Origin of the sequence: Rhodanobacter sp. B05, from assembly GCF_002001085.1 — a bacterium.
Taxonomy (GTDB): Bacteria; Pseudomonadota; Gammaproteobacteria; order Xanthomonadales; family Rhodanobacteraceae; genus Rhodanobacter.
On record NZ_MUNU01000009.1, the window covers coordinates 159,738 to 183,647 of the forward strand.

At 66.4% G+C, this 23,910-nt stretch carries 21 protein-coding genes; 14 read left to right on the top strand and 7 right to left on the bottom strand.

From position 1 onward, the window contains the following. Positions 1-28: 28 nt before the first annotated feature. From ruvX to gshB, 4 genes are read right to left on the bottom strand one after another with little or no spacing between them, the layout of a single operon-like run. Positions 29-478: a Holliday junction resolvase RuvX gene (gene ruvX, locus B0E47_RS03775; protein WP_077512668.1), complete on the bottom strand. Its 450-nt coding sequence runs from the start codon at positions 476-478 to the stop codon at positions 29-31. Beyond that, positions 475-1,044 carry a YqgE/AlgH family protein gene (locus B0E47_RS03780; RefSeq protein ID WP_077512669.1) on the bottom strand — a complete coding sequence of 190 codons (570 nt, stop codon included), beginning with the start codon at positions 1,042-1,044 and terminating at the stop codon, positions 475-477. Before B0E47_RS03780 ends, ruvX begins: the two co-directional genes overlap by 4 nt. 39 nt (positions 1,045-1,083) lie before the next feature. Then, positions 1,084-1,953: an energy transducer TonB gene (locus tag B0E47_RS03785; RefSeq protein WP_077512670.1), complete on the bottom strand. Its 870-nt coding sequence runs from the start codon at positions 1,951-1,953 to the stop codon at positions 1,084-1,086. After that, positions 1,950-2,927, bottom strand: coding sequence for a glutathione synthase (gshB, locus tag B0E47_RS03790; protein WP_077512671.1), 978 nt, complete (start codon positions 2,925-2,927; stop codon positions 1,950-1,952). Before gshB ends, B0E47_RS03785 begins: the two co-directional genes overlap by 4 nt. A 367-nt stretch (positions 2,928-3,294) precedes the next feature. On the opposite strand from gshB, the gene B0E47_RS03795 reads away from it, so the two are divergent. The 7 genes from B0E47_RS03795 (at position 3,295) to B0E47_RS03825 (ending at position 15,167) form a co-directional block, all read left to right on the top strand. Next, complete coding sequence (locus B0E47_RS03795) at positions 3,295-3,705, top strand: response regulator (protein WP_217318892.1); 411 nt, start codon at positions 3,295-3,297, stop codon at positions 3,703-3,705. Between the two features lie 22 nt (positions 3,706-3,727). Beyond that, positions 3,728-4,099 carry a response regulator gene (locus B0E47_RS03800; RefSeq protein ID WP_077512672.1) on the top strand — a complete coding sequence of 124 codons (372 nt, stop codon included), beginning with the start codon at positions 3,728-3,730 and terminating at the stop codon, positions 4,097-4,099. After that, positions 4,096-4,635, top strand: coding sequence for a chemotaxis protein CheW (locus tag B0E47_RS03805; RefSeq protein WP_077512673.1), 540 nt, complete (start codon positions 4,096-4,098; stop codon positions 4,633-4,635). The genes B0E47_RS03800 and B0E47_RS03805 overlap by 4 nt, the downstream gene beginning before the upstream one ends. Before the next feature lie 145 nt (positions 4,636-4,780). Then, positions 4,781-6,811, top strand: coding sequence for a methyl-accepting chemotaxis protein (locus tag B0E47_RS03810; RefSeq protein ID WP_077512712.1), 2,031 nt, complete (start codon positions 4,781-4,783; stop codon positions 6,809-6,811). Between the two features lie 103 nt (positions 6,812-6,914). Further along, the gene (locus B0E47_RS03815) at positions 6,915-12,851 is read left to right on the top strand and encodes an Hpt domain-containing protein (protein ID WP_077512674.1); all 5,937 of its coding nucleotides are present in this window, start codon (positions 6,915-6,917) and stop codon (positions 12,849-12,851) included. Further along, positions 12,844-14,646 (top strand): chemotaxis protein CheB, encoded by a 1,803-nt coding sequence (locus B0E47_RS03820; protein ID WP_077512675.1) that lies wholly within the window; start codon positions 12,844-12,846, stop codon positions 14,644-14,646. Before B0E47_RS03815 ends, B0E47_RS03820 begins: the two co-directional genes overlap by 8 nt. Next, complete coding sequence (locus tag B0E47_RS03825) at positions 14,643-15,167, top strand: chemotaxis protein CheW (RefSeq protein WP_077512676.1); 525 nt, start codon at positions 14,643-14,645, stop codon at positions 15,165-15,167. The genes B0E47_RS03820 and B0E47_RS03825 overlap by 4 nt, the downstream gene beginning before the upstream one ends. 118 nt (positions 15,168-15,285) lie before the next feature. On the opposite strand, the gene B0E47_RS03830 is transcribed toward B0E47_RS03825, so the two are convergent. Further along, complete coding sequence (locus B0E47_RS03830) at positions 15,286-16,020, bottom strand: 16S rRNA (uracil(1498)-N(3))-methyltransferase (RefSeq protein WP_077512677.1); 735 nt, start codon at positions 16,018-16,020, stop codon at positions 15,286-15,288. A gap of 164 nt (positions 16,021-16,184) precedes the next feature. Here B0E47_RS03830 and B0E47_RS03835 point away from each other — a divergent pair, with 164 nt between their 5' ends. Beyond that, positions 16,185-16,514, top strand: coding sequence for a hypothetical protein (locus B0E47_RS03835; RefSeq protein ID WP_077512678.1), 330 nt, complete (start codon positions 16,185-16,187; stop codon positions 16,512-16,514). Between the two features lie 48 nt (positions 16,515-16,562). On the opposite strand, the gene B0E47_RS03840 is transcribed toward B0E47_RS03835, so the two are convergent. Further along, the gene (locus tag B0E47_RS03840) at positions 16,563-17,927 is read right to left on the bottom strand and encodes an adenosylmethionine--8-amino-7-oxononanoate transaminase (RefSeq protein WP_077512679.1); all 1,365 of its coding nucleotides are present in this window, start codon (positions 17,925-17,927) and stop codon (positions 16,563-16,565) included. Positions 17,928-17,994: 67 nt separating this feature from the next. Between B0E47_RS03840 and B0E47_RS03845 the strand changes: the two genes are divergently transcribed. The 6 genes from B0E47_RS03845 to B0E47_RS03870 all read left to right on the top strand — a co-directional run bounded on the left by B0E47_RS03845 (position 17,995) and on the right by B0E47_RS03870 (position 22,725). Beyond that, positions 17,995-18,792 (top strand): type II secretion system protein N, encoded by a 798-nt coding sequence (locus B0E47_RS03845; protein WP_077512713.1) that lies wholly within the window; start codon positions 17,995-17,997, stop codon positions 18,790-18,792. Then, positions 18,789-19,565, top strand: coding sequence for an inositol monophosphatase family protein (locus tag B0E47_RS03850; RefSeq protein WP_077512680.1), 777 nt, complete (start codon positions 18,789-18,791; stop codon positions 19,563-19,565). The genes B0E47_RS03845 and B0E47_RS03850 overlap by 4 nt, the downstream gene beginning before the upstream one ends. Positions 19,566-19,588: 23 nt before the next feature. After that, a complete protein-coding gene (gene nudE, locus B0E47_RS03855; RefSeq protein ID WP_077512681.1) occupies positions 19,589-20,146 on the top strand; it encodes an ADP compounds hydrolase NudE in 558 nt (185 codons plus the stop codon). Continuing rightward, on the top strand, positions 20,143-20,955 hold the full coding sequence (cysQ, locus tag B0E47_RS03860) for a 3'(2'),5'-bisphosphate nucleotidase CysQ (protein ID WP_077512682.1): 813 nt from the start codon (positions 20,143-20,145) through the stop codon (positions 20,953-20,955). The genes nudE and cysQ overlap by 4 nt, the downstream gene beginning before the upstream one ends. Positions 20,956-21,049: 94 nt before the next feature. Next, the gene (gene mazG, locus B0E47_RS03865; RefSeq protein WP_077512683.1) at positions 21,050-21,862 is read left to right on the top strand and encodes a nucleoside triphosphate pyrophosphohydrolase; all 813 of its coding nucleotides are present in this window, start codon (positions 21,050-21,052) and stop codon (positions 21,860-21,862) included. Between the two features lie 92 nt (positions 21,863-21,954). Next, positions 21,955-22,725 (top strand): DUF4097 family beta strand repeat-containing protein, encoded by a 771-nt coding sequence (locus B0E47_RS03870; protein ID WP_077512684.1) that lies wholly within the window; start codon positions 21,955-21,957, stop codon positions 22,723-22,725. Between the two features lie 9 nt (positions 22,726-22,734). On the opposite strand, the gene B0E47_RS03875 is transcribed toward B0E47_RS03870, so the two are convergent. Next, positions 22,735-23,868, bottom strand: a complete 1,134-nt coding sequence (locus tag B0E47_RS03875; protein ID WP_077512685.1) for an SLC13 family permease — start codon at positions 23,866-23,868, stop codon at positions 22,735-22,737. Positions 23,869-23,910: the final 42 nt, after the last annotated feature.

The following is a 23,910-nucleotide window of genomic DNA, read 5'->3' on the forward strand; positions in this document are numbered from 1 at the left end:
GGGTCGATGGGATGGATGGAGTGTGCGTTCAATCCGGGCTTTGGTTGTCCGCGGGAACCGCCGCTTCGGCCAGCCAGTGTTCGAGGATGACGGCGGCGGCTTCGGCGTCGATGCTAGCCGCGTCGCGGCGACGCCTGAGTCCGGCGGCACGTCCGGCGGCAAACCGCCGTGCGGCTTCCTGCGAACTGTGGCGCTCGTCGACGAAGATCACGGGCAGGCGGTAACGCTGCTGCAGGCGTGCGCCGAAATCCCGCGCACGCCGACTGGCGGGTTGTTCGGCACCCTCGAGCGTCAGCGGCAGCCCGACCACCAGAATGTCGGGTTGCCACTCCCGGCGCAGTGTGTCGAGGCGAGCCCAGTCGGGTCTGTCGTCATGCACCGGCACGGTGGTCAGCGCGCGGGCGGTGGCGGTGAGGCGGTTGCCAATCGCCACACCGGTCAGGCGGCTGCCGACATCGAAGCCGAGCACACAACTCATGCGTGGCCCGCATAGCCGGACAGCTGGCGCGGGTCGACCCCGACCAGGCCGGCGGCGGCGCTCCAGCGTTCCTCCAGCGGCGTGTCGAACACCACCCGGCTGCAGGCTTCGGCGGTCAGCCATGCATTCGCCATCAGCTCCTGCTCCAGCTGGCCGGCATCCCAGCCGGCATAGCCGAGCACCATGATCGCCTGGCGCGGGCCATCGCCGGCGGCCATCGCCACCAGGATGTCGCGCGAGGTGGTTACCGACCAGTCCCCGTTGATGCGATAGCTCGATTCCCACTCGCCGGCTTCGCGGTGCAGCACGAAGCCGCGTTCCTGCTGGACCGGGCCGCCGATCAGCACCGGCGCGTCGACCAGTTCGTTGTCTGCGCACTCCAGCTTCATCTGGGCCAGCACGTCGCCGAAGCGGTATTCGGACAACTGGTTCACCAGCAGGCCGACGGCACCATCCTCGTCGTGCTGGCAGAGCAAGGCGACGCCGCGCGAGAACGGCGGGTCGGCCAGGCCCGGCATGGCGATCAGGAAGTGCCCGGTGAGGGTCGAGGGTTGCATGGCAGCCATGCGCTCATTGTAGTCGCAGCCGCCTTCAAGCGCAGGGCCTCAGCGGGTCTGCAGCACGTTGTTCGGCTGGAACTGCCAGGTACGGGTGATGTTGAGTTCATCGATGTGATCGCCACTGTGGGGAGCCGGCGGAAATGGCGCGGCCAGGCGCACGATGAGTTTCGCGGCGTCGTCCAGGGTCTTGTAGCCCGAACTCTGGATCACATCGATGCTCTTGATGCTGCCGTCGAGGTTGAGCACCACGGTGAGCAGCACGTTGCCGTGCAGGCCGCGCCGGCGCGCCTCCTCCGGGTAGTTCAGGTTGCCCACCCGCTCGACCCGGTCGGACCAGCCGCGCATGTAGGCGGCATAGGCGTATTCCCGGGTATTCGCGGTGAGGTACTTGACCTTCGGGCGCTTGGCGTACTCCATCTTCTTGCGACGCACCTCGGCAGCCAGTTGGGCGATCGCCTCCTGGCGCTGCAGGTCGGCGGCGGTCGGCGTGGCCTGTTGCGGATCGACCTCGGTTTGCGCGGTATCGCTGCTGACGCTGAAATCGCTGCGGCTGGTGGTGGTGACCATCCGGGTCGGCGTGGCGCTGCGCGGCGGCGGCGTGGTGTTCGCCATCGGCTGGGCGGCGACACCCGGATCGGGGCGCGGCAACGCGCCGGAAAACTCTTGCGAGGGGCGCGCGGCATGATCGCCCTGGCCGCCGCCCCGGTTGTTGGCCTGGGCCAGGAAATCCGCCTTGTCCGGCGTCTCCTGGTTGGCGACATTGACCAGGGCCACGTCCAGCGTGGGCAGGCTCGGCGTGGGCTTGGCGAAATGAAAGGTGATGCCCAGCAGCAGCACGCCGTGCAGGAGCAGCGAGAACAGCAGGGTGGCGCCGATCGGATCGGGGCGGGTGACGACGGTTGCAGTTGCACTCACGCAGTACGGTTTCCACGGGCGTGCCGTTCGATGACGTCGAACAGCTGGCCTGCGATATTAAGCCCGAACTGGCTGTCCAGCTCGCGTACGCAGGTCGGGGATGTGACGTTGATCTCGGTCAGGTAGTCGCCGATCACGTCGAGGCCGACGAACAGCAGCCTGCGGCGACGCAGTTCCGGCGCCACTTGCGCCACGATCCAGCGATCCCGTTCGGACAACGGCACGCCCTCGCCACGGCCACCGGCAGCGAGGTTGCCGCGGAACTCATCGCCTTGCGGGATGCGTGCGAGCGCGTACGGCACCGGCTCGCCTTCGACCACCAGGATGCGCTTGTCCCCGGCGCTGATCTCGGGAATGTATTTCTGGGCGATCGCCATTTGCCGGCCTGTTCCATGGCTGTCGCCACCCAGCAGGGTTTCCAGCATCGAGTTGAGGTTGCTGTCGCCATGGCGGACGCGAAAGATGCCGCGGCCGCCCATGCCGTCCAGCGGTTTCAGCACGATTTCGTCGTGCTCGGCGGCGAACCGGCGCAATTCGGCCGGGTCGCGCGCGACCAGGGTTGGCGCGATGCACTGCGGGAACGCCAGCGCGAACAGCTTCTCGTTGCAGTCGCGCAGCGCCTGCGGGTCGTTGACCACCATCACGCCGGCACGCTGGGCCACTTCCAGCACCATGCTGTCGTAGATGAACTGCGCGTCGACCGGCGGATCCTTGCGCATCAGCACCACGTCGAGTTCGCGCAAGTCGCGCCATTGCGGCTGGCCCAGCGTGTACCAGCTGTGCGGGTCGTCGCGGACGCTCAGCTTGGCAAGGCGCGCCCATGGCACGCCATCGCGCAGCGCCAGGTCACCTTGCTCGAGGTAGTGCAGCGCGTGGCCGCGTCGCCCGGCTTCCAGCAGCATCGCCAGGCTGGTGTCCTTTGCCACTTTTATCGCACCGATGGGGTCCATCAGCACGGCGACCGAGAGGGTCATCGCGGTTTCTCCGTGGGTTGCCGGGTTTGTGCGCTGGCGCCAGCAGGCACAAGCTGACAGGTGGCTATACTAACGGCGGATCGATGGTTCGGCGGCGCACCGGCGCGTTGGCGACATGGGGCCGTGGTTGCGACGGACAGGCGGGGTACCAATATGCGTCAACTTGTGCGGTCGGCGGGCAGTGCGGGTGATTATTGCTTGACAGTTTCGCCGGGCAGGCAGTAAACAGCAAAGCTTCGGAGGCACCGCCACGAAGCGGGTTTCGAACGGTTTGGCCAACGGAATTTCCATATGTGTACCATGCGGCATGACAGTTGCATGCCATGGTACTTGTCCTGAGCTCGTGGCGGGCCGCAGGGGGGAGTAAGTGAATTTGAACGTGAGTGCTAGTGACTTGGCGGGCCTCAAGGTCTTGGTGATCGATGACTCCAAGACCATTCGCCGTACCGCGGAGACCCTGCTGAAGAAAGAGGGCTGCGAGGTGTTGACTGCGGTCGACGGCTTCGAGGCCCTGGCCAAGATCTCCGACCAGAAGCCGGCGATCATTTTCGTCGACATCATGATGCCGCGGCTCGACGGCTACCAGACCTGCGCGTTGATCAAGAACAACCCCCAGTTTCGCGCCACGCCGGTGATCATGCTCAGTTCGAAGGACGGTCTGTTCGACAAGGCACGCGGCCGCATCGTGGGCGCCGAGCAGTACCTGACCAAGCCATTCACGCGCGACGAGTTGCTCGGCGCGATCCATCGCCATGTCAGCATTGCTGCGAGCCACTGACTGCAGATTCTGAGGGGGACCTGTGGCCAACATACTCATCATCGACGATTCACCGACCGACGTACGCGTGTTCACCACGTTGCTGGAGCGGGCCGGACATCAGGTTGCTGCAGTGAGCACCGCCGAGGAAGGCATCGAACGGGTGCGCGCCGCGTTGCCGGACCTGGTCATCATGGACGTCATCATGCCTGGGATGAATGGTTTCCAGGCGACGCGCACGCTTACACGCGACCCGAAAACCCAGCATGTTCCGGTGGTGATGATCACTACCAAGTCGATGGAAACCGATCGGGTCTGGGGCATGCGCCAAGGGGCTCGCGCGTTCATCACCAAGCCGGTGAACGAGAAGGAATTGCTGGCCTGCATCAACGATTTGCTGTCGAGTGGAACATGAACCAGTCCGTCAACCGTACCCCGTTCGAGATTCTGGCCCGCTACGAGCGGCTATCGCTGGCGCATGCCTCCGACACGCAGGACAAGTTCGAGGCGCCCGGATTGTGGCGTGGCATCGGTTTCCGCGTCGGTTCGCGGACGCTGGTGAGCGGTATCGACGAGATCAACGAGCTGCTTGCCGTGCCGGTGCTCACGCCGGTGCCTGGAACCCAGCCGTGGCTGCTTGGCGTGGCCAATGTCCGCGGCAACCTGGTGCCGGTGGTCGATTTTGCGCGCTTCCTGTTTGGCGAGCGCACGCAGCATTCCGATCGCAGCCGCCTGCTGGTGGTGCGCCAGGGCAGCGGCAACGTGGCACTGCTGGTGGATGAAGTATTCGGCCAGCGCACGGTGGACGAGGAGCAGCGACAACACACCCGGGACGAGGACGACCCGCGGCTGGTCCGTTTCGTGGACAGCAGGGTGGGCGAGCAGCAACTGGCGATTTTCAGCATGGGCCGGCTGGTGCGTGCCCCGGATTTCCGTCAGGCCGCGGCGTGATGGCAGGGTAACTCCGGCAGGTGAAGGGGGCCGGCGCCGGTGCGGGTCGGAAATTTGGAAGAACAGCCCTGGCCAGTAGCCGCCTCAGGCGATGCGGCAACGGCGATGCATAGCGGCATATAACAGTTAGACCGATGAGGTGAACATGAGCACTACAGGGGGCGTCAGCCGGGAACGCGGATATACCGCACTCATTGTCCTGCTGCTGATCGCGATCGGCTTTGCGGCACTCGACTTCTTCATGCTCAACCAGAAGAACGGCGAGGATCGTCAGGCGAGCGCGCTGACCACGCAAATCCAGGTGCTGTCGCAGCAGACGGCGAAATTCGCGCTGGAATCCGCCGACGGCAACGTCGAATCCTTCAAGGAGCTCGAAGGCACCCGCAATGCCATCGACTCGGCCGTGAAGCGACTGAACAAGGGCGATCCGTCCAGCGGCATGAAACCCTATGCCGACAACAACGCCACGCCGGCGGGACGCGCCGCCAGCGCCCTCGATGCTTCGTGGGCGCAGCTGGATGCGGATATCGGCAAGATCCTGTCGAACAAGGCCGTCGTGCTCGATTCCGGCCAGCGCGCCGCCACGCTGTCGCAGCAGATGCCCTTGCTCAACTCCAGCATGGAGCAGGTGGTCAACATCCTGCAGCAACGCAATGGCAGCTCCGAGCAGATGCTCGGTACCTCGCGCCAGATGCTGTCGGCCGACCGCATCATCCGCCGCGTGCAGGAAGTGCTGCAGGGCGGCGACAACGCCCAGTCGGCCGCCGATGGCCTGTCGCGCGATGCGCAGCTCTACGGCAACGTGCTGAAGGGGCTGATCGAAGGCAATTCCGACAGTGGCGTCAGGCCGATCGCCGACGCGAATGCGCGCAAGATCCTCACCGACATGGACGCCAACTGGGCCAAGCTGGCAGATCCCGTGGCCAAGCTGGTCTCGGCCGCCAGCAACATCGCGGATGTGAAGCGCGCCGGCAACCAGGCCTCGCTGGATTCGCAGACGGTGCTGCTGCGCGCGAACGACCTGTCCGACCAGATCGGCAAGCTGCCGCTGCGCCGGCTGTTCCCGAATGTCTGGTGGGGCCTGTTCGGTGCGATCGCCGCGGTGGCCTTCGCGCTGCTGCTGGTCATCGCCCTGGTCGGCGATCAGCGCCGCCGCTTCGCCAGCAGTACCGAGCTTAACCAGCGCAACCAGGAGGCGATCATGCGCCTGCTGGACGAAATGGGTTCGCTCGCCGAGGGCGACCTCACCGTGAAGACCACGGTGTCCGAGGACATCACCGGCGCCATTGCCGACTCGGTGAATTACGCCATCGACGAGCTGCGATCGTTGGTGACCACCATCAACGAGACCTCCGAACAGGTCTCGTCGTCGGCGCAGGAAACCCAGACCACCGCCCGCCACCTGGCCGATGCGGCCGAGCAGCAGGCGCAGCAGATCAGTTCGGCGACCTCCGCGATCAACCAGATCGTGAGTTCGATGGACGTGGTATCGAAGGACTCCGCGGAGTCGGCCGACGTGGCCGAGCGCTCGGTGAAGATCGCCTCGCGCGGCGCCGAAGTGGTGCGCGAAACGATCTCCGGCATGGACTCGATCCGTGACCAGATCCAGGAGACTTCCAAGCGCATCAAGCGTCTGGGCGAATCCTCGCAGGAGATCGGCTCGATCGTGGAACTGATCAACGACATTGCCGAGCAGACCAACATCCTCGCCTTGAACGCGGCGATCCAGGCCGCCTCCGCCGGTGAGGCGGGTCGCGGCTTCGCGGTGGTTGCGGACGAAGTGCAGCGACTGGCGGAACGTTCCACCAGCGCCACCAAGCGTATCGAGACCCTGGTGCAGACGATTCAGTCCGATACCAACGAAGCGGTGAACTCGATGGAACAGACCACCGCCGAGGTGGTGGCCGGTGCCCGTCTGGCCGAGGATGCCGGCAGCGCGCTGGGTGACATCGAGCGCGTCTCGCACGATCTGTCCGCGCTGATTCAGAACATCTCCACCGCAGCACGCGAGCAGTCTGCGGCGGCGACGGATGTTTCGCATTCGATGAACGCGATTCAGGAAATTACCTCGCAGACCTCGCAGGGCGCCAGCCAGACCGCCGACTCGATCGGTACGCTGGCGCAGCTGGCGAGCGATCTGCGGCGCTCGGTGGCGCACTTCAAGCTGCCGGGATGATGTCGGTCGGAGCGGATACCAGCCGGATGAACACAAGCACAAAACGGGGGGCAGTCTCGCTGGTTTCGCCATGCCTGCATGGCGCGACCGTTGAGAGAGGCGCATGAGACTTCAAGACCACATCGATTTCACTACGCTGCAGTGGGTCAAGCCGGAGCTCGACGATACCTTGTCGATCGCCCGCGAGGCACTGGAGTCCTACGTCGACAATCCCGACAAGCGCGATTTCATGCGCACTTGCGCGGATCATCTGCATCAGGTGCATGGCACGCTGAAGATGGTCGAGCTGTATGGCGCGGCGACGGTCACCGCGGAAATGGAGACCCTGGTCGGCGCCTTGCTGGACGACAGGGTCACCCAGCGCGAGGAGGCCTACGCCGCCCTCATGCGCGGCCTGATGCAATTGCCGGATTACCTGGAACGATTGTCCAGCGGCCATCGCGATGTGCCGGTGGTGCTGCTGCCGTTGCTCAACGATCTGCGCGCCACGCGCGGGGAAGAACCGCTGCCCGAATCGGCGATGTTCCATCCCAACCTGGACGCGTTCCTGCCCGAGCAGGCGCCCGCCGCAATGAGCGAGACGTATGCCGCCTCCCATCGTGGTGAGTTGTCGGGCCTGCGGCTGCGCTTCCAGCATCAGCTGCTGGCCTGGTTCCGCGGGCAGGATACCGCGCAACAACTAGTCGGCATGCGCAAGACCCTGCTGGCGATCACCGCACGCTGCTACCACGTGCATGGCCGCCGTCTGTGGTGGATTGCCGCCGGTGTACTGGAAGGTCTCGAGCAGGGGATGCTCAAGGGCCAAGGCGCCGAAGTGCGCCAGCTGATCGGCAAGGTCGACCGCAACATCCGCCTGTTGATCGAGCATGGCGAAGGCAGCCTGCGCGCCGGCGATGCCGACGAGGTGGCCTGCAAGCTGCTCTACATCGTGGCGCAGGCCAAGCAGCGCAGCCCGCAGATGGAGCAGTTGCGCATCACCTACGGGCTGGACAACCTGCTGCCGGACGCCGGCGAGCTGGAGCATGCGCGCGGCTCGATGGCCGGGCACAACCGTGCCTTGCTCGACTCGGTGTCGCGTGCGCTGAAGGATGACTTGCTGCGCGTGAAGGAAGCTCTGGATCTGTTCCTGCGCCAGCAGGATGGTGACCCGGCGCAACTGGCTGCGCAGGGCGAAGTGCTTGAGCGGGTGGGCGACACGCTGGGCATGCTGGCGCTGGCCGTCCCGCGTCGGGTGGTTACCGAACAGCGTCGGGTGCTTGACGAAATCTCCAATCGTCTGCGGCCTGCCGACGAGGAAACGCTGCTGGACGTGGCTGGCGCCTTGCTCTACGTCGAGGCCTCGCTGGACGACCATATCGAGAGTCTGGGTTCGGAAGACGAACAGCCCACCAACGAGGCCATGCAGGGCCTGCCGCGCAGCGAGGCGCTGGGTGTCGTGTCCACCTTGATGCAGGAGGCGATCGGGAATACCGGCGGCGTGAAGGATGCCATCGTGGCCTTCGTGGAATCCGGCTGGGAGCACGACCGTCTTGCCGGCGCCCCGTTGCTGATGGATGAAGTGGCCGGCGCCATGCGCATGCTGTCGTCGCCGCGCCCGGCCGAACTCGCCCAGGGCGTGGGCCGGTTCATCGACAATGAATTGTTGCAGGATCGTCGCGTGCCCAGCGGCGCGCAGATGGATCACCTGGCCGATGCGCTGGCGGCGCTGGAGTATTACCTCGAGGCGGCACGCGAACACCGCGGCGGCCTGGAGCACATCCTCGACGTGGCCGAACACAGCCTCGGCCAACTGGGCTACTGGCCGCTGCCAGCCATGCGCGCCGCACCGGAATCCCCGGCGCAACCGGCGCCCGGTCCGACGCATGCCGGCGCCGGCATGGAGCACGAACAGCATCCCGAGCTGACCGAGTCGGTCAGCCTGTTGCCGGGCGAGGATCTGGGCAAGCTGTTCATCGGCGAGTCGCAGCCCTCGGCCGAACATCCGCATGACCTCGACGGGCTCCGCCTGGCCGAGACCGAATCAACCGGACCGGCGGCTCTCGAGGGAGCCACGGCGACGCATCCGGACGAGGACTGGATCGAGGTCGAGGAAGAGGTGGTCGAGCAGGCCCCCGTTCGCGACGCGCTCGCTGCGAATACCCGTTTCAATGCCAATGCCGAGGGTATCGACGACGACATCCGCGAGATCTTCCTGGAAGAAATGCAGGAGGAAATCGACAACCTCGCGAATGCGGAAAAAGCATGGCTGGCCGATCCGACGCAGACCTCTTCGCTGGTCGGCATCCGCCGTTCGTTCCACACCTTGAAGGGTTCCGGTCGCCTGGTGGGTGCTGGCGTACTGGGCGAGTTCGCCTGGAAAGTCGAGGACATGCTGAATCGCGTGCTCGACAACACGATCGAGCCGAATCAGAACGTGCAGGACCTGATACGTCATGCCATCGATGCACTGCCGCAGTTGCTGGCCGCGCTCAAGGGCGAGGCCACTCCGGACGCGCCGCTCAGCGCGATAATGCACACCGCCGAGCAACTTGCGGCGGGCCACCCGGCGCGTCTGGAAGACCAGGCGCCGCGTGCCACGGAGACGGTCACGCGCACGGTAGTCCGGCGTGTGCCGCGCGCCAGCGTCGAAGCGGAAGCGGTGCCGCAGGCTGGCCTCACCGATGCGGCGACCGCAGCCGCGGCGCCCGCGCCGGAGATGCATGAGCCGGGGATCGCGCTGCCGGTGATGCCGCCGGTGGACCCGGTGCTGCTGGAGATCCTGCGCAGCGAAGTGGCGCAATACCTGCAGACCATTCGTGCCGCGATCCAGCGTAGCGACACCGAACTGCCGATCAGCGAGGAATTGTTGCGCGCGGTGCATACCTTGCACGGCGCGATCGCGATGGTCGACATCCCGTTGCTGACCCAGTTGTTGTCACCGCTGGAGGGTTTGTTCAAGCGTCTGCGTGCGTCCGGCCAGTCACTCTCGGCGGTGGGCGTACGCCTGCTCGGCCAGTCGGTCGATGTGGTCGATCGCGTCATGAGCCAGTTCGATGCGGTGGAGCCGCGGTTGCCGGATGCCAGCGCGCTGACTGCGCAGATCATCGAGATGCGGGACGAGTATCCGGAATCCCAGGTGGCGCACGTGGTGTACGAATCGCCCGGGCATGGCGATGTGCATGATGAGCCGGTCCGGGAAGAGGAGCACCTCGTCGACGATGAGGGGATGACCGCTTCGACGCGATCTGGCGAGCACGAGCCGATCGACACGACGATCACTCCGGTCGATGACCGGCATGCTGACGTCGCTGCCGAGATGGCCGCGGCGCTGAGTGCGTTCGAGCCAGTCGATAGCGCCAGCGATCACGCCGCCGCCGAGCGTGCTGCGGCGGAGCGGGCCGCCGCCGAGCAAGCTGCCGCGGAGCATGCAGCGGCCGAGCAGGCTGCAGTCGAGCAAGCTGCCGCGGAGCATGCAGCGGCCGAGCGGGCTGCCGCGGAGCGCGCAGCGGCTGAACAGGCGGCTGCCGAGCGCGCTGCCGCTGAGCGTGCGGCGGCGGAGCACGCCGCTGCAGAGCACGCAGCAGCAGAGCACGCAGCAGCAGAGCGAGCCGCCGCTGAGCAAGCTGCGGCCGATCAGGATGTGTCGGAGGAAACGCCGGAGCACGCCTTCGCGCTGGCCGGAAGTGGCCAGATCGATGCGGATCTGCTGGAAGTCTTCGTCGACGAGGCGCGCGAGATTCTCGACCATGCCGATGGCGTGCTGGCTCAATGGCATGCCGAACCCACCGAACTGTCCAGCGTGGGTGAGTTGCAACGCGACCTGCATACCCTGAAGGGCGGCGCCAGGATCGCGGGTCTGGTACCGCTGGGCGATCTCGCCCATGCGATCGAGACCGTGCTTGAAAAGCCGATTCGCGATGCCAGCAGGACCGGTGCGTTGATTGGCACGCTGGAGGCGAGTTTTGACCGGTTGCACGCCCTGGTGCAGCGGGTGTCACAAGGCCAGATACTGGAATATCCGCAGGCGATGATCGACCGCCTGCTTGGCATGGCCGGCGAAACCGCTCTGAGCGACGACACCGAGGTGGCATTCGTTGCGGCCCCGACTCCGCTCGAGGATGTCCCGCGGCTGGCGACGCCCGTCGCCGTCGATGCTAGTGATCTGCCCGAGCTGCTGCCGGAAATGGAGCAGGAAGTCCATTCGCCGCAGGAGCAGATCCGCGTCCGCGCCGACCTGCTCGACAGCCTGGTCAACCACGCTGGCGAAGTGGCCATCTATCGTTCGCGGTTGGAACAGCAGGTGGCCGGGTATCGGTTCAACCTGGTCGAGCTGGAACAGACCGTGGCTCGCCTGCGCAGCCAGCTGCGCATGCTGGAAATCGAAACCGAGGCACAGATCATCGCGCGCTTCCAGCGCGAGCACCGCGAGGCGGGCCTGACGGTATTCGATCCGCTCGAGCTCGATCGTTATTCCCAATTGCAGCAGTACTCGCGTGCGCTGGCCGAGTCGGTATCCGATCTGGTGTCGATCCAGAACATGCTGGATGAGCTGACCCGCCAGGCCGAGACCCTGCTGATCCAGCAGTCGCGTGTCAGTACCGAGCTGCAGGACGGCTTGTTGCGCACGCGCATGCTGCCGTTCGACACCATGGTGCCGAACCTGCGCCGTACCCTGCGCCAGGCCGCCCAGGAACAGGGCAAGCACGCCCAGCTCTACGTGGACGGTGCGCACGGCGAAATGGACCGCAACCTGCTCGACCGCATCAAGGCGCCGTTCGAGCACATGCTGCGCAATGCGATCGCGCACGGCGTCGAGAGCCCGGCGGAACGCCGCAAGGCCGGCAAGCCGGCCGAGGGTTCGGTGCATATCAAGGTCGCGCGCGAGGCGACCGAGGTGGTGATCCGGGTCAGCGACGATGGCCGTGGACTCAACCGCGAGGCGATCCGCAAGCGCGGCATCGAGCGCGGGCTGCTGCGCGCCGAGACCAAGCCCACCGACAACCAGCTGCTCTCGCTGATCACCCAGCCGGGCTTCTCCACCGCCAGCAAGGTGACCCAGCTGGCCGGCCGCGGCGTCGGCATGGACGTGGTGGCGAACGAGATCAAGCAGCTCGGTGGTTCGCTGTCGATCGAGTCCGAGGAGGGCCAGGGCAGTACCTTCGTGCTGCGTCTGCCGTTCACCCTCGCAGTGACCCAGGCCATCCTGGTGCGCATCGGTGAAGCCACCTTCGCGATCCCGATGACCTCGGTGCAGGGCGTGGCGCGGGTCAACCCGGACGATCTGGCCGCGCTGCTGGCCGAGGACGAGCCCTCGTTCCGGTACGGCAACGAGGATTACGGCATTCATGACCTGGCTGAGCTGCTCGGGTTGCCGCCCGGTCTTCCGACCGAGGACGAACAACAGCCGTTGCTGCTGACCCGTGCGGGCGATCTGCGCGCGGCAATCCGCATCGACGCGGTGCTTGGCTCACGCGAGATCGTGGTCAAGTCGGTGGGTCCGCAGATCAGTTCGGTGCCCGGTCTGCTCGGCGCCACGATCATGGGCGACGGTTCGGTGCTGATCATTCTGGATCTGGCGCCGCTGGTTCGTCACGGCATGATTCGCCGCGAGCAGCGCCTCGCCGAAGGTCTCAGCGCGGTGCAGGCTCCGGTCATCGAGGAGGTGAAGGAGCGGCCGCTGGTGATGGTGGTGGATGATTCGATCACCATGCGCAAGGTCACCACCCGCGTGCTTGAACGTCACGAGTACGAGGTCAGCACCGCCAAGGACGGTGTCGATGCGCTGGAGAAACTGCATGAACGCGTGCCGGATCTGATGCTGCTGGACATCGAGATGCCGCGCATGGATGGCTACGAACTGGCCAGTCACATGAAGGCGGATCCACGCCTGCGCGATGTGCCGATCATCATGATCACCTCGCGTACCGGCGACAAGCATCGCCAGCGTGCGTTCGACATCGGCGTGGAACGCTATCTCGGCAAGCCGTACCAGGAGGCCGAGCTGTTGCTGCAAATCGGCGAAGTGCTTGAAAAGCGCGCGATGGAGCCGGTTCATGATTGACACGCCACCAGCCGTTGCGCTGCTGTTCGACGATAGGGAACTCGGCGGGCATCTGCGCGACGCGCTGCATGAGCGTGGTGCGCGGATCGTCCACGAAGGCGACGTATCCGGGGCAAGTCGCGAACTGCTGCAACAGGTGGGTGCCGATGTGGTGGTGGTCAACCTGGACGAAGGCGCGGACGATGCGCTCGACCGGTTGTACGAGATGCTGGACAGTGATCGGCCGCGGGTCGTGTTCAACGATGCCCAGGCCAGCCGTGCCCTGGTCGGATGGGATCGCGCGCGCTGGGCACGTCACCTGGCGGTGAAAGTGCTGGCGATGGGCGACGTGGACCCACCGCGGCCCGAAGATGCCCGCGAAGTTCCCATGCCGGCGCCTGCGCCGGCGACCGTAGTGGCGCCGACATCGACCGACACATCCGCAAGCGCGGTGACGGTCGAGGAGGACGTGCCGGAGTCGATGCAGGCGGCGACTTCGTTGCCGGGCAGCCAGGCGCCTGCACCTGAAGTCGAAGCCGTGGTGGAGCATGCGGCGCAGCCGACGATGGAGGCAGCGCCGGCCGTGGTACCACAGGTCGAGTCGGCGATCGAAACGGACACCGATTTCCCCGTGCACGAAGGCATCGCTGACCTGGCAGAGCATGGAGCGACCGCCGAATCGGAGGATCTGGCCGCGGAACTGGAGGCCTTGCTGGCTTCCGGCGACCTTCCTGGCGACGAGGATGTGGAGACATCCGGGCCGGGTTTGCGTTTCACCGGAGCAGAGGAACCGCCGCCGCTGTACGACGGGAATTTTGGCGCGCTGGAAGCTGACGATTCGCATGCCGCCGAAGCCGCGGCGAGCACGAGCGACCCAGCCGGGTCTGGCGCGGTGCCGCCGCCGTTTCCAACCGACCATCTGCAGCTTTCAGCGATGACGGATTCCGCGCTCATCACAGAATCCCCGGCGGTGACCGAACCGACTCCCGTACCGTCGCTGGACTCGGTGCGGGCGCCAGAGGGCTGGTCGCTCGTCGACGAGGATGCGCCGGCGGAGCCTGCCCACAAGCCGGATCCGGCGGCGTTCGGCATCCAGAAGCTCAGTGCGGCCGAATTCCTGGCGCCGGAGGCGGAGGCGGCCTCGCCCGACGTCGAGCCCACCATGAGCCTGGAGCTGGTTTCGCTCGAAGAAGCGATCGCGCCGCAGGCCTATGTGCAAGAGCACGAAATGATTCTCGACGACCGCGGCTCGGCACTGAGCCGGATCGTGCTGCTGGGCGCCGCGGTTGACGGTACCGATTCGGTTTGCGCTTTCCTGGCCGCCATGCCGGCGACCACGCGGCTGACTTTCCTGCTTGTCCAGCACTTGGGAGGTCAATCCGATGCTGCGTTGTGCGAAAGATTTGCCGGACATTGCGCGCTGCCGGTGCGACTGGCCGATGGCGGGCGTCGTGCGGGCATGGGCGAGGTGCTGATGGTGCCTGCCGGTCAGCAGGTGCGCCTGCGCCGTGACGGCAGCATGGAACTGCAGGGAGAGGGCGCGGATGGCGGGCTGGAGCCATCGATCGACGCCAGCCTGACCATGGCCGCGAATGCGTTCGGTCGCGATGCACTGGCGATCGTGTTCGCCGGCCGTGGCAACGATGCAGTCGCCGGCGCGCAGGCGATCCATGATCGCGGCGGCCAGGTCTGGGTAGAGTCGTCGTCCGGGGAGCATTTCGCCGACATGGTCAGCGGAATATTCGCCGAACGGCTGGTCAGTTATTCCGGTACGTCGCCTGAGCTGGCGGCGCACCTGATCGAGGTGTTTCCATGAGTGATCCGTTGCCGCGTGAAATCCGCTGCGTGCTGGTGCCGGTCGGCGACCTGCGTCTGTTGCTGCCCAATGCCACGATCGCCGAAGTGGTTACGCAAAGCACGCCCGAGCCGGTCGAGGGCGCACCGCGCTGGCTGCTCGGTCGCATCGCCTGGCGTGGCTGGCGTGTACCGCTGGTGTCGTTCACGCGACTGGCCGGGACCGGCGAAGGTGATGCCGGGTTGACCGTCCGCGTGGCGGTGCTCAAGGCGCTGGGTGGCGATCCGAAGTTGCCATTCATCGCCGTGCTTACCCAGGGTTTTCCACGCCTCACCACGCTGAATGCGGAATTGATCATTCCCACTCACGATGGCAAGGAATTGCCTGAGGGCGTGCGTGCCCACGTGCTGGTACGCGATGACGTGGCGATGATTCCCGATCTGGAATGGATCGAGGCTACCTTGCTCGGCCTGCTCGGCGGCGCCGAAGCTGGCGCAGCGGACGATGACGGCGAAGCGGCGCGGGTATCGGATCTGTCCTGAGCTGTCTGTCGAAGAGAGGCTTGGCCGCTCTTGCTCAACGCGCCGAATCCGGTCGGTGTCAGATCCCTGTCATGCAAGATCGGGCGCCTGATCCGCAGCGAGTGTTTCCGTGACCCTGCTAGCCGTCGCCGTGCAGCGTTTGCAGCGAAGCGAGCGCCGCCATGCCGGCGGTTTCCGTGCGTAACACACGCGGCCCGAGCCGTAGCCCCTTGAAGCCGGCGTCGCGCAAGGCCGTGATGTCGCGATCGCCGAGGCCGCCCTCGGGTCCCACGACCAGGACGCCGCCAGTTTTGGCGAACTGCAGCTCGCGGCACGCCAGGGTGGCTTCGGGCAGCAGGGCCAGTCGCAGTGAATCATTGGCGGGCAGCGCCTCCAGCCATGCCGACAGGGCGGTCGCCGGCTGGATCTCGGGCACGCGCGCACGACCGCATTGCTCGCAGGCGCTGGCCGCCACGGCGCGCCAGTGGGACAGCCGCTTTTGCGCGCGCGTCGGGTCGAGCTTCACTTCCGAGCGTTCCGTCAGCAGCGGCACGATACCCACGACGCCCAGTTCGGTGGCCTTCTGCACGATCAGGTCCATCTTGTCGCCGCGCGCGATGCCCTGGGCGAGGATCAGCGGCAGCGGCGATTCGTTCTGCAATGGTTGGCGCGAAGTGATTTGCACGGTGACTTCGCGCTTGCCGATGGCGCAGATCCGGGCCTGGTAGTCGCTGCCGTCGCCGTTGAACAGGACCAGCGGATCGCCTTCCTCCAGTCGCAATACCCGGATGGCGTGTTCGCCGGCCTGCGGCGGGAGCGCCAGTTCGGCGCCAATAGCCAACGGCAGCTCGGCATGGAGTCGGATCGCGCGCATGCGGGCAGGGATCTCAAAAACCCAAGCATAGCGGAGCCCGGGCGGACCGCGGTTGCGTGGTATCAGCTGAACCTGGACGAGATGGTCGATACCCGCCGATTGCCCGTCGCGCGCGAAGGGTGCAGCATGGAGCCACCTCCCCACAGCGATTGACGAGGTCCCCCATGTCCAGACCAATCATTCTTGTCGCCAGCTTGATCGCCGCCCTCGGCGTCAACGCCGTCGTCATGGCCCAGAGTGCGCCTGCAGCCAGCCAGGAGCAGATCACCGCTGGCCAGTCAGCGCGGCAATCGGCGAAGGCCGACCAGCCGGTCATCAAGCCGGGCGACCGCAACTGCCTGCGGCATACCGGCAGCCTGATCCCGCCGAAGAAAGGCGAGTGCATGCCGGCGGTGGGCCGCAGCTACAGCGGCGATGAATTGCGTCGTACCGGCGCACCGAACAACGCACGCGCCTTGCAGATGCTGGACCCGAGCATCAGCGTAGGCCATTGAGACCATCACGGCGGCGATCCATGCCCGCCGCCGCGAGCTTGCCGATCGTCAATTGGCGACTGCGTTTTCGATGCCGCGTACTGCCCTGTCGACCAGCAGGTCGATTTCATCGCGGGTGACCACGTATGGCGGCATGAAGTACACCACGTTGCCCAGTGGTCGCAGCAGCACGCCGTGCTGCAGGCCATGCAGATAGACGCGCAGTCCACGTCGCTCGGCCGCCGGGAAGGGCTGCCGGCTGGCCTTGTCCGCCACCAGTTCGATCGCCGCGATCAGGCCGGTCTGGCGCACGTCGGCCACATGCGGGTGGTCGCGCAGCGGTTCGAGTCGCCGTGACAGATGGGCGGCCAGTTGGCGATTGCGCTCAAGCACCGGCTCGTCGCGGAAGATCGCCAGCGTTTCCAGCGCCACCCGGCAGGCCAGCGGGTTGCCGGTGTAGCTGTGCGAGTGCAGGAAGGCCTTGCCGGCGTTGTACTCGGCGTAGAACGCGGCATAGACCTCGTCGGTCGTGAGCACCGCCGACAACGGCAGGAAACCGCCGGTGAGCCCCTTCGACAGGCACATGAAGTCGGGCGACACGCCGCCTTGCTCGCAGGCGAACAGGGTGCCGGTGCGGCCGAAGCCGACTGCGATCTCGTCGGCGATGAAGTGCACCGCGAACTCGTCGCACAGCGCACGCAGGCCGGTGAGGTAATCCGGGTGATACATGCGCATGCCGCCGGCGCATTGCACCAGCGGCTCGACGATGACGGCGCAGGTTTCGTGCGCGTGCCGTTCCAGCAGGCTGCGCAACTGCTGCAACCGGCGCGCGGCCGTCTGTTGCGGGCTCTCGCCCGGTTCGCCGTCGTAGCTGTCCGGCGATGGCGCCAGCAACGGGGTCAGCAGCAGCGGTGCATAGGTCTTGCGGTACAGGGCCACGTCACTGACCGACAGGGCACCCAGCGTCTCGCCGTGGTAGCTGCCGGTCAGCGCGATGAAGCGGGTCTTCTCGCCATGGCCCAGGTTGAGCCAATAGTGGAAGCTCATCTTCAGCGCGACCTCGATCGCCGACGAGCCGTTGTCGGCGTAGAACACCCGCTCCAGCCCGGGCGGCGTGATGCGCACCAGTTCCTCGGCCAGCCTGATCGCGGGCTCGTGGGTGAAGCCGGCGAAGATCACGTGCTCCAGCGTGCGTGCCTGCTTGGCCAGCGCGGCGGCGATGCGCGGATTGGCATGGCCGAACAGATTGACCCACCAGGAACTGATGCCATCCAGGTAGCGCCGGCCTTCGGCATCGATCAGCCATGCGCCCTCGCCACGGACGATGGGCAGCATCGGAATGCTTTCGTGATCGTGCATCTGGGTGCACGGATGCCACACGTGCTTGAGGTCGCGCGCAGCGAGCGCGGCATTGCTGTTTTCGGGAGCATTCATCCGGCTATCATCGACGCTTGCGCCATGCATGCTCAAGTCTGCGCATGGCATCGCCGGGAATCGATGCTTGAGATATCTGCGAAATGCCCTGATCGGCGTGGCCTTGCTCGGCGTGTGCGCCGCCGTCTTGCTGTGGTTCCTGCCGGCGCGCTGGGTGACACCATGGATCGAGCCACAGTTGCACGGGCTGCGCCTGCAGCAGGTGCACGGTTCGCTGTGGAATGGCCAAGCTGACGCGACCAGTGCACTCGACGGAAAGCAACTGGGACACCTGCGATGGCAGCTGTCCCGTCGTGCGCTGCTTGGCGAGATGCATCTGCAACTGGCGTTCGACGGACCCGGGCTCACTTTTTCCGGTATGACGCGGCGCTTGCCGGATGGCCGCATCGAGGCCCGCGACCTGCGTGTGCACGCGCAGCTGGCGGCGCTGCACCCGGGCATCGACACGCCGTGGGGCAATCCCGCAGGCGAGTTGCAGGTGACCGCGTCGCATCTCCTGCTGCAGGGTGGCTGGCCGCTGGAGTTGCAGGCACAGGGACAGTGGCGGGACGCCAGCATGCACACCCGCGATGGCGACGTGGCGTTGGGTGAACTGCAACTGCAGGCGCAGGCCGAAGCTGGCGTGATCCACGCGCAATGGCACGACGATGGACGCGGGCCGCTGCAGGCGACGGGTGAGCTGCAACTGAGCCCACTCGGCTGGCGGCTGGACGCGGGCTTGCGGGCACGCCAGACTGATCCTGCGCTGCAACACTGGCTGGCCCGGCTCGGGCCGATATCGGCAGACGGCAGTGTGCGCATCCAGCAAAGCGGCGGCCTGGCCGGCAGTCCGCCATCGACCGACAAGGGCACCAGGCAACCATGAATCCCGAACTCGCCGCTTTGGCGCTGGCTGCGGCACGCGACGCCGCGGCCGCGGCCGCCGACGTGATCAGGCACTACTGGCACCGTGGCGTCGAGGTGGAGCTGAAGGCCGACGCCACCCCGGTGACCGTGGCCGACCGCGAAGCCGAGCGCGCGATCAGGAAGATCCTGCAGGCAGCGCTGCCGCAGGCGTCGATTTATGGCGAGGAGTTCGGCCTGGACGGTGAGCGCGGGGGCCTGTTATGGCTGGTCGACCCGCTCGATGGCACCAAGAGCTTCGTGCGCCGCACGCCGTTCTTCTCGACCCAGATCGCCCTGATGGAAGGTGACGACCTCGTGCTCGGCGTTTCCAGTGCGCCGATCTATGGCGAGACGATGTGGGCCGGCGCCGGCGACGGCGCGTGGTTCGACGGCGAACGCGTACGGGTCGCCGACACCCGCGCGATCGAGCAGGCTTCGCTCTCCATCGGCAACGTGAGGACACTCACCGCCGATGCGCGCTGGGACGCCTTGGGCGCGCTGATTCGCGACAGCAACCGGATCCGTGGCTACGGCGATTTCTGCCACTACCACCTGCTCGCGCGCGGCAGCCTGGATCTGGTGATCGAGTCGGACGTGAACATCCTCGACATCGCCGCGCTGGCGGTGATCGTGCGCGAGGCCGGCGGTGTGTTCACCGATCTCGATGGGGCGCCATTGACGCTGGACACGCGCAGCGTGCTGGCCGGCACGCCGGCGATCCATGCACAGGCCTTGCAGCGTCTGCGGCGCTGAGCGGCGCGCGCTAGAATGCGCAGATGCCAAAACTGCCGATCATCCATGCCACGCGCGACGTCGACCACAGTCGGCTGTTACAGGTCGAACAGCTCGATCTGGAGTTTTCCAACGGCGTGCGGCGCACCTACGAACGCCTGAAGGGCAGCGGCCTGGGCGCCGTGATCATCGTGCCGATGCTCGATGACGACACCGTGCTGCTGGCGCGCGAATACTGCGGCGGCGTCGGTCGCTACGAGCTGGGTCTGCCCAAGGGGCGGCTGGACCAGGACGAAACCGCCGAGCAGGGCGCCGAGCGCGAGCTGAAGGAGGAGCTCGGCTATGGCGCGCACAAGCTGAAGATCCTGCACAACCTGTCGCTGTCGCCGGCGTACATGACGCATATGGCACATGTGGTGCTGGCGCAGGACCTGTATCCGGAGAAATTGCCCGGCGACGAGCCGGAGGAGATCGACGTGGTGCCATGGAAGATGTCCGAGCTGCATGCGCTGCTCGGTCGCGACGATGTGACCGAAGGGCGCTCGATCGCCGCGTTGTTCATGGCCCGCGAATACCTCGCCGGACGCTTCCGCCGGTCATGAGCATGCCGCCTGAATTTTCCCGCCGCATCGGCGAGATCGCGCGCGCCGCCGGTGACGCCATCCTGAAGATCTACCACGGCGATTTCGCGGTCGAGACCAAGGCCGATGCCTCGCCGCTGACCGCCGCCGACCTTGCGGCCCAGCAGGTCATCGTGGCCGGCCTGAGTGAGCTGGAGCCACGCCTGCCGATTCTTTCGGAGGAAGCCAAGGCCTTGCCGTGGACGGAACGCCGGCACTGGTCGCGCTACTGGCTGGTCGACCCGCTCGACGGCACGCGCGAGTTCGTCAAGCGCAACGACGAGTTCACCGTCAATATCGCCCTGATCGATCAGGGCCATTCCGTGCTTGGCGTGGTGCTGGCGCCGGTCAGCGGCGAGCTCTACGTTGCCGAACATGGCCATGGCGCGTGGTTGCAGCGACAGCCCGGTGGCGCGTGGCAGCGCCTGCATTCGCGCCCGCTGGCGCAGCCGCCGGCGGTGGCCGGCAGCCGTTCCCATGGCGGTGCGCAAGGCGGCTTGCTCGACCATCTGATCGGCAGAGACTACCGGATGCTTCCGCTGGGTTCGTCGCTGAAGTTCTGCCTGATCGCGCGCGGCGAAGCGGACGTCTATCTGCGCCAGGGCCTGACCAGCGAATGGGATACGGCGGCAGCCCAGTGCGTGCTGGACGAAGCCGGCGGGGCGGTGCTGGACCTGCAGGGTCGGCCGTTTCGCTACAACCGCGGGGAGTCGCTGCTGAACCCGGAGTTCATCGCGGTGGGGGATTGCTCGATTGATTGGGCGGGGCGGTTGCTGGGGGCGCATGGTTGATTTCGGTGGCAGTTCTGCGCGGCGTGGCCCCTCATCCCTGCCTTCTCCCCTCAAGGGGAGAAGGTGTTCCGGTGCTTGTGAGCATTTGCGCAGGATGAGTACGTCGGAGCGCTACGGGGTAGATGATTTGCTGGAAATCATGGCGCGGCTGCGCGATCCCCAGCACGGCTGTCCGTGGGATGTGCAACAGGACTTCACCTCGATTGCCCCGTATACGATCGAGGAAGCCTACGAGGTCGCCGATGCGATCGACCGGGGCGACTTCGACGATCTGCGCGACGAACTGGGCGATCTGCTGTTGCAGGTGGTGTTCCACGCACGCATGGCCGAGGAGGCGGGCCGGTTCGGGTTTGCCGACGTGGTGCACGCGATCAGCAGCAAGATGCGGCGGCGACATCCGCATGTGTTCGGCGACGTGCGTCATGCCGACGTGGCGGAGCAGACGCGGGCGTGGGAGGCCATCAAGGCCGCCGAGCGCACGGGCAAGGGCGACGCTGCCGACACCAGCGTGCTGGCCGGCGTCTCCAGCGGGCTGCCGGAGTGGCGGCGTGCGCTGAAGCTGCAGCAGCGCGCGGCCACCGCCGGCTTCACCTGGCCGGACCCGCAGCCGGTGCTGGACAAGCTGGTCGAGGAGGTCGACGAGGTGCGCGCGGAGTTTGCCAGCGGTGCCGATCCGGCACGGCTGGAAGACGAAATCGGCGACGTGCTGTTTGTCGCGGTGAACCTGGCCCGCCACGCCGGCGTCGACTTTTCGCGGGCGTTGCGCCATGCCAACGCCAAGTTCGAGCGGCGCTTCCGCAAGATGGAGGAGCTGGCCGCCGCCGCAGGCGGCACGTTCGCCGAGCGCGATCTGGTTGAACAGGAGGCCTTGTGGCAGCTGGCCAAGGCGCAGGAACCGCCGGGCTGATTGACCGCGCCGGACCTGGCCCGCGATCGCGCTTGCAACCTTTTTCCCGCCGGCTGCATCCCAACGGATATCCCAACCACTGGAGTCCGCCCATGCGTCGTCTCGCTCTTGCCGCGCTGCTGCTCGCCCCGCTCACTGTTTTCGCCTCGCCCTGCAAGTTCGAGGCGCCGCGCAACCTCCAGCTCGACCTGGCCGGCGTGAAGTCGGTGCAGATCGACGTGCACAGCCAGGACCTGCACCTCGTCGGCAGCGACAGCAACAAGGGGCTGAACCTCACCGGGCGGGCCTGCGCCTCGGACAAATCGGCGCTGGAGCAGTTGCAGGTCACTCAGCATCGCGAGGGCGACCAGCTGCGGCTCGATATCGGCGGCAACGGCCACTTCTCGTTCAACCTGTTCGGCAGTTCCTATGCCAATCTCGAAGTCACCGTGCAACTGCCCGCCAGCATGCCGGTGAACGTGAACGTGGGCTCCGGCGACGCCGATGTGCACGGCTTGCAGCAGTTGCAAAGCATCGTGGGCTCGGGCGATCTGCATGTGCGCCAGGTCGCCGGCAAGTTCTCCACCAGCGTGGGCTCGGGTGATGTCGACGCCACCGATGTCGGCAGCCTTGAGGTGGGTTCGGTGGGTTCGGGCGACCTCAAGGCGTCGGGCATCAAGGGTGACGCCAGGGTCGGCAGTGTCGGTTCGGGCGATGTCACCCTGCGCCAGGTGGGCGGCAACGTGAATGCCGGCACGCTGGGTTCGGGCGACTTCACGGTCAACGACGTGACAGGTGATTTCACGCTCGGTGCCAAGGGCAGTGGCGACGTCAACCACTCGGGCGTGAAGGGCAAGGTCAGCGTGCCGCATGACGACGATTGATCGTCGCGGTCAGCCCAGCCAGCGCCACGTCATGTAAACCAGTGGCGCGCAGATCAGCAGAAACGGTACCGATACCCGATGCAGCAGCCGCAAGCCGTTCGGCTGTTTCGCCAGACGCAGGGCGATCAGGTTCGCCAGCGAACCGATCGCCACGCCGAAGCCGCCCACGTTCACCGCCACCGCCAGCGCGATCGGGTCCGGTGCGCGCTCCAGCAGCAGCACCGTTGCCGGCACGTTGCTGATCAGTTGCGCGGCGACGATGCCGCTGGCGTACAGGGTCAGCGGCTGGTTGAAGTCGAGTCGACCGAGCGTCTGCTGCACCAGTGGCAGCTCGGCGCCGTGGCCCAGGCCGAGGAAGATCGCGGCGAACGTGAGCAGCAGCAGCCAGTCGATCCGCGCCAGGCTCGCGCGCGCCAGCAGCGCGAACAGCACCAGCAGCAAGCCTGCGCCCAGTGGCGCCTGGCCGTACTCCATCAGCAGCACCATGCCGACCAGGGCGGCCATCGAGCACGCGCCGAGACGGGTCGATGTCACCGCGCCGTCGATCCGTTCCGGCGTCAGCGCCACGCGGTCGTTTGGCAACCACAGCCAGGTGAACGCCGCGACCAGCGCAAGCATCATCGCTGCCGCTGGCAGCATCGCCGCGACGAAATGCAGGAACGGCAGTTGCGAGTGCTGCCACAGCAACAGGTTCTGCGGGTTGCCGATCGGGCTCAGGGTGGAACCCGCATTCACCGCCAGCGCTTCCAGCACCACCATGCGCAGCACCGGCAGGTTGGAGACGCTGCCGATTGCCAGCGTCAGCGGCACGATCAGGAACAGGCTGACGTCGTTGGTCAGCACCATCGACAGCAGCGCCGTCGCCGCGACCAGCAGCAGGCCCAGGCTGCGCAACGAATGCGCGCGCGCCACCAGGACCACCGCCGCATGCTGCACCAGGCCGCTGTCGCGGATGCCCTGGATCGCGATCAGCAGGCCGGTCAGGCCCGCCAGCGTGGGCAACTGCAGCCAGCGCCGGTAGTCGCTGGCGGGGCGCGGATCGAGCACGGCAAGTAGCAGCGCCAGCAGCGCGAAAACCAGCAGCAGCCATTCGTTCCGCAGCCGCGGAACCCAGCCGGGCGGCTTTTGCCTGGGCGGGTTCATGGTTTCAACGCGGGCCCGGAAAACACGTCATCGTCCAGTGCG